The 6,008-nt window shown below is 62.2% G+C and carries 6 protein-coding genes; 3 read left to right on the plus strand and 3 right to left on the minus strand.

The features are described from left to right. Both WCA53_RS01150 and WCA53_RS01155 read left to right on the plus strand, forming a co-directional pair. Positions 1-582, plus strand: a 582-nt coding sequence (locus WCA53_RS01150; RefSeq protein WP_423904495.1) for an FAD-binding oxidoreductase, incomplete at its 5' end; no start/stop codon positions are given. An 18-nt stretch (positions 583-600) separates the two neighbouring features. Beyond that, positions 601-1,386 (plus strand): 1,6-dihydroxycyclohexa-2,4-diene-1-carboxylate dehydrogenase, encoded by a 786-nt coding sequence (locus WCA53_RS01155; RefSeq protein WP_423904498.1) that lies wholly within the window; start codon positions 601-603, stop codon positions 1,384-1,386. Positions 1,387-1,435: 49 nt separating this feature from the next. On the opposite strand, the gene WCA53_RS01160 is transcribed toward WCA53_RS01155, so the two are convergent. The 3 genes from WCA53_RS01160 to WCA53_RS01170 form a co-directional block, all read right to left on the minus strand. Next, a complete protein-coding gene (locus WCA53_RS01160; RefSeq protein ID WP_423904501.1) occupies positions 1,436-2,428 on the minus strand; it encodes a sugar-binding protein in 993 nt (330 codons plus the stop codon). Positions 2,429-2,624: 196 nt separating this feature from the next. After that, positions 2,625-3,650 carry an ABC transporter permease gene (locus tag WCA53_RS01165; RefSeq protein ID WP_423904506.1) on the minus strand — a complete coding sequence of 342 codons (1,026 nt, stop codon included), beginning with the start codon at positions 3,648-3,650 and terminating at the stop codon, positions 2,625-2,627. A gap of 79 nt (positions 3,651-3,729) precedes the next feature. Further along, complete coding sequence (locus tag WCA53_RS01170; protein WP_423904511.1) at positions 3,730-4,470, minus strand: ATP-binding cassette domain-containing protein; 741 nt, start codon at positions 4,468-4,470, stop codon at positions 3,730-3,732. Positions 4,471-4,765: 295 nt separating this feature from the next. Here WCA53_RS01170 and WCA53_RS01175 point away from each other — a divergent pair, with 295 nt between their 5' ends. Further along, positions 4,766-5,992 carry a DNA topoisomerase IB gene (locus WCA53_RS01175; RefSeq protein ID WP_423904514.1) on the plus strand — a complete coding sequence of 409 codons (1,227 nt, stop codon included), beginning with the start codon at positions 4,766-4,768 and terminating at the stop codon, positions 5,990-5,992. Positions 5,993-6,008 lie beyond the last annotated feature (16 nt).

The following is a 6,008-nucleotide window of genomic DNA, read 5'->3' on the forward strand; positions in this document are numbered from 1 at the left end:
GTGCCGGGTAGCGCGTTGTCGCGCTCGTACTCGTTCAGTTCGCCACCGGGGGCGTCGCGTGTTTCGTTCGTTGTCCGCAATGTACCGAAGGGCCGCATGAGCACCTATTTGAGCGAAGAGGCGGCTCCCGGTCATCGCGTGACCTTTACCGGACCCTATGGCGCGTTCTACTTGCGCGAGACGACGCGGCCCGCACTTTTTCTTGCGGGCGGAACCGGCATCGCACCCTTCCTGTCGATGCTCGAAGCGCTCGCTGCGAAAGACCTCAAGCAGCCCGTGCGCATGGTCTATGGCGTGACGAACGATATCGACCTCGTGGCACTTCATCAACTCGACGATATTAAGCGCAGGTTGCCCCCTTTTCATTATCTTGCGTGCGTTGCAGATGCAGCCAGCGCTCATCCGTTCAAGGGCTATGTCACGGCCCACGTTGATCCGTCCTGGCTTAACGGCGGCGACGTCGACATCTACCTGTGCGGTCCCGTCGCGATGGTCGATGCGGTGCGCGGGTGGCTCGATGAAATTGGCGTGACGCCCGCCAGCTTCCACTATGAAAAATTTTCGGCGACCAACGCCGCCTGAAACGCAACGGAAAGAGCCATGCATCCGAACTCTCGCTTCAATGAAAAGGTCGTTGTCGTTACAGGAGCCGCTCAAGGGATAGGACGCGGCGTCGCACTTGCAATGGCCGATGAAGGCGCCGCGGTCGTGCTGTGCGACCGGTCCGAGTTCGTACACGAAATCGCCGGCGAAGTGTCGCGCAAGGGCACGCGCGGCATTGCAGTTATCGCGGATCTGGAAACCTATGACGGAGCGCGCGCGATGATCGCAGCGGCGCTCGACGCCCACGGGCGCGTGGACGTTTTGGTGAACAACGTCGGCGGGACGATCTGGGCCAAACCGTATCAGGAGTATGAAGAGGAACAGATCGAGGCCGAGGTGCGCCGCTCGCTCTTTCCGACGCTCTGGTGCTGCCGGGCCGTGCTGCCAACAATGATTGCGCGGCAGCGGGGCGCTATCGTCAATGTGTCGTCTATCGCGACGCGCAGCATCCACCGTCTCCCCTATGCCGCGTCCAAAGGTGGTGTGAACTCATTAACCGCGAGTCTCGCGTTCGAGCACGCCGGGGACGGCATCCGCGTCAATGCGGTGGCGACCGGGGGAACTGAGGCGCCGCCACGCCGCATTGCGCGCAACACCGCAAAACAGAGCGAACAGGAGGCAATCTGGTATCAGGGAATCGTCGACCAGACAATCGCGTCCAGTCTCATGCATCGTTACGGAACGATTGAGGAGCAGGTGAACGCCATCCTGTTTCTCGCATCCGACGACGCGTCGTACATCACAGGCACCGTGTTGCCGGTTGGCGGGGGCGACCAGGGCTGACCCATGTCTTGGAACAGCCCCGGGGACGTCGTCACATTGGCGCTCGAGATTAGTGCTTCAGGCAAGTATCCGCGTTCTTCCAGGTGCAGGTGTCAAGGCCGGTGTGGATGACCGGTTTCACCTTCTTTCCTTCTGCGAGGTCACGCATGACCATCGCTGCCTGATAGCCCATTTCCTCGGGTCGCTGACCCACCAGCACATTGACCTTGTGATCCTTCAGGGCTTGCAGTTCCGGTCCGAGCGTATCGGCCGAGACGATGACGAACTTGCCGCTCTGGATCTTATCCATGATAGGAGCCACGACCTGCGAATAGGCCTGCGGAGCAAAGAGCGGCCAGCCGCCCTCCAGCACGAAGGCATCGAGACCAGTGGCGTTGGCGGTCAGCGTGTCCTGCATCATCTGGTTCGCCTTGGCGGCATCGTCGTTCACGTACAGCGGGCAGGCGCTGATCTCCGTCCAGCCGTTTTCGCCGGCGAGCTTCGCGATTCCCTTCTTGCCGGAGAGTATGTCGCGTGTGCCCTGGGCGCGCTGGTTGATGTTTTCGGCTGCGGGATTGCCCATGACGAGGCAGATATTGCCGCCCTTGGGCATGAGCGCCTTCAACTGCTCGCCGAGCTTGACGCCCAGTTCGTAGTTGTCGGTGCCGACGTAGGTCTTTCGCAGAGACGCGTCCTTAGGCAACAAATCGGCATCGGCGGTGATGACCGGGATCGTCACATTGCGGCGACGCAACTCTTCGGCCACGGCCGGGGCGTTCGCGGGCGAGATCGCCATTCCCGCCACGCCCTTGGTCAGCAGGTCGTCGATGATCTGCACTTCCGCGCTTTCGTCGGCGGCCGTCGCGGGGCCGGTGTAGTAGCAGGTGTAGCCTTGTTTGCTGAGCTCCTTGTTCGCCCGATCGCATCCCTGATGCATGAGGTCGAAGTAGGGGTTGTCGAGCCCCTTCACCACTAGCGCCAGGGTCTTATCGGCTGCGTCGGCGGAGGGGGGCAGCGTCGCGAGCCCTCCGATCGCAGCAAGACACATCAACATTTTCTTCATTGTTGCCTCCGATCCCATGTCTGCTCGCATGATTTTCGTAATAATCGCGAGGAAAGGCCGTATCCGAGCTTTAACCTTCCCGCGGAACCCCGCATTTCTTATGAACACTTGCGTCCGGAAGTTCCGCGTCTCGTCCGGCCGCTCCCCCAAGACACCGGCCATATTGCGTATTGCGCCCGGTGCATCCGAAGACATTTCAATCTCCTTGCCGCTCGCCGCCGAGCCGGTTAAAGAGCACGGCGACGATGATGAAAGTACCCACCACCGTTCCCTGCCAGAACGAGTCGACGCCGAGCAGGATCAGGCTATTGCGAATGACTTCAATGAGCGCAGCGCCGACGACGGTGCCAAAGGCACTGCCTACGCCGCCCATGAGATTGGTGCCGCCGATCACGGTCGCGGCGATCACCCGCAATTCGTCGCCCGTGCCAAGGCCGGTCGTCACCGCGCCGAGCCAGCCGACTTCGAGGATCGCCGCGACGCCCGCCATGAGGCCGGCGAGCACATACACGGAGCAGATGATGCGACGCACCGGAACGCCGGTGAGTCTCGCCGCATGTCGGTTGCCGCCGACCGCGAAGACGTAGCGCCCCCAGCGCGTGCAGGCAAAGGCGAACCAGAACAGCACGGCGAGGACAATCAGGAACCACACCGGATTGGCGAGGCCGAAGGTCTTGCCGCCGCCGAGCGCGAGGAGTTTGCTGCCGTCGGGACCGAAATCGAAAATTGTCCGACTGCCGGAGAACACCAGCGCGAGGCTACGGCCGACGCTCAGCATGCCGAGCGTCACGACGAAAGGCTGCATGTCGAGATAGGCGATAAGCAGGCCGTTCACGAGCCCGACGAGCGCGGCGCTCAAGAGCCCCATGCCGATGCCGGCCCAGATCGGATAGCCGGCATTCATGACCACCGAGAGGACGATCCCGCTGACGCCGATCGTCGAGCCGACTGAAATATCGATACCGCCCGTGACGATCACGGCCATCATGCCGAGCGCGACGATTGCGACGAAGGCGAAGTTGCGTGTGACGTTGAACAGGTTCTGCTGCGTCGCAAACGTCGAGGTCACGAACGAGAGCAGGACGCAGGCGACGATCGTGGCGAGCACCACCCAGAAGACCTGGCTCGCGAGAAGCCCCGTCCAGCGGGTATGGGTCTTTGCGGATTGCGGATCATCCAGCAAAGTTGGCAATGAGGTGGGCCTTTCCGGCGCATCGTTCAATTTCAGGTCTCCATGTGTCGGTCGCACTTGGCGCTTCAGCGCTTAGTGCGGCCCCATGCCTCGCAAGGCCAAGCCAAATTCAAGCGGCGGCGATGGCTCCGGTGATGAGCCCCGTTACTTCTTCCGCAGAGGACGCTTCGGTCTTCTTGTCCGCGACCTTGCGCCCACGCCGCATGACGACCACGCGGTGGGCGACGTCGAAAACATCAGGCATGCGGTGGCTGATGAGAATGACTGCGATTCCATGTTCGGACAGGCGTCTGATGAGGCCGAGCACCTCCGCCACCTGTCGGACGCTGATCGATGCCGTCGGCTCGTCCATGATGACGAGCCGCGCCTCGGAGAGGCGCGTGCGAGCGATTGCCACAGCCTGTCGCTGACCTCCCGACATTTGCCGGACGAGGTCCCGCGGCCGCGTTTCGGATTTCAGTTCCTTGAAGAGCTCGCCAGCGCGCCGGAACATGGTCGCGTGATCGAGAATGCGGATGGGTCCGAAACCGATTCGTGGCTCACGGCCGAGGAAGACATTTGCGGCCGCAGTGAGGTTGTCGCAGAGCGCGAGGTCCTGATAGACGACTTCGATTCCCTGGGCCCGGGCATCGACCGGCTTGTTGAAATGGACCGGTTTTCCGTCGATGAGGATTTCGCCGTGCGAGGGGGGAAAGTTACCGGCGATGACCTTCACCAGCGTCGATTTTCCGGCCCCGTTGTCTCCCATGAACCCGACCACCTGGCCCGGCTCCAGACTGAACGTCACGTCGGTCAGGGCGTGAATGGCGCCGAAGCGTTTGGAAATGCCTCTGAGCTGTAAAAGACTCATGGACTGTCGGGCCCGCTCCAGTGGAGCCGCCCACTTCTTCGGATGGGCGACCGGTAGATATGCTTACTTATTTCTATAGCACAATAGTGCTTTTAGCAAGGCTCCTTCGGTTGCCTCCAGTACAGTTAGCTTTCAGCGGCGAGTCATCGCGCATGACCTCACTGCTGTTAGTTTGCAGATTGCCTTCAATCCGAACAATGCGCGTGGTTCCCAGCGGATCCGCCGCGCCGGGCACCGCCCTTGCTTCCAGCGAGACACAGGCGCAACCCGCGTCTCGCACTCGAAGCTTCTAACAATGGCTGCCACGACCGACTCAACCGAGCGCCGCACTGACGATATCGCCCAGCAGGCACCGCCGGCCGCGATGCCGCCCGGTCTGCGGCATTCGGACGAAACCCGGCCCGGCTACACGCGCAAGCGTGAAAAAGAGGGCTTCGCCTACTTCGACGTGAGTGGCAAACGCATCGACGATGCAAGCGACATTGCTCGCATTAACGCATTGGTCATTCCACCGGCGTACGAAGACGTGTGGATCTGCCCCGACGCCCGCGGTCATTTACAGGCAACCGGCCGTGACGCGCGCGGCCGCAAGCAATACCGTTATCACCCGCGCTGGCGTGAGTCCCGCGACGCCAACAAATACGAGCGCATGGCCGCGTTCGGCCGCGCGTTGCCGAAGATCCGCAGACGCGTCGCGCGCGACCTGAAGTTACCGGGCATGCCATGCGACAAGGTCGTCGCCGCCATCGTGCAGTTGCTCGACACCACGCTCATCCGCGTTGGCAGTGTCGAATACGCACGCGACAACCAGTCGTACGGACTCACGACGTTGCGCAAGAAACATCTGACGATCGAAGCGGGCCAATTGCGCTTCAGGTTCCGCGGCAAGAGCGGCATCGAGCATGACGTCACGGTGGACAATGCGCGCGTCAAGCGTATCGTGCGGCGCTGTGCCGAATTGCCCGGCCACGACCTGTTCCAGTATCTCGACGAAGACGGCACACGTCGCACCGTCGGCTCAGCGGATATCAACGACTACCTGCGCCGCGCGAGCGATGCGGATTTCACCGCGAAGGACTACCGGACCTGGGCGGGCAGCGTCTATGCACTCGCCGCGCTGCGGCGGTTGATCTGCGGCAATGGGGCGGACGCGCGCCGGCACATCGTCGCGACCGTCAAGGCCGTGGCGACACTATTGCGCAATACGCCCGCGGTATGCCGCCGTTGCTACATTCATCCGGCCGTGATTAGCGCGTTCGAAGGCGATGCATTGCAAGGCCTCCTGACCGACTCGCCACGCCGGGGCTTGAAAGCCGATGAAGCGGCATTCGCCGCATTGCTGGCGCAAGCGGACAAGCATGCCGCGAAGCTCGCGCATCGAGCGGGCGCGAAGGACCGCAAGGGCGCGAAGCCGGCGCAAAGCGCCAGCATCGACGGCTCCCTGACGTCGTTGCTGAAGAAGTCGCGGGCGGTGCGCAAGAAAACCGGAGCTACTGCGATCTCTGCTGGAACACGACGCTAGCGGTGACGCCCATGAC

Source organism: Caballeronia sp. (assembly GCF_049581465.1).
Lineage (GTDB): Bacteria > Pseudomonadota > Gammaproteobacteria > Burkholderiales > Burkholderiaceae > Caballeronia.

Bases quoted from the DNA above. Each gene is read 5' to 3' on its own strand.
- WCA53_RS01160 (WP_423904501.1), bottom strand. From the start codon at position 2,428: ATGAAGAAAATGTTGATGTGTCTTGCTGCGATCGGAGGGCTCGCGACG.
- WCA53_RS01170 (WP_423904511.1), bottom strand. From the start codon at position 4,470: ATGAGTCTTTTACAGCTCAGAGGCATTTCCAAACGCTTCGGCGCCATT.
- WCA53_RS01175 (WP_423904514.1), top strand. From the start codon at position 4,766: ATGGCTGCCACGACCGACTCAACCGAGCGCCGCACTGACGATATCGCC.
- WCA53_RS01155 (WP_423904498.1), top strand. From the start codon at position 601: ATGCATCCGAACTCTCGCTTCAATGAAAAGGTCGTTGTCGTTACAGGA.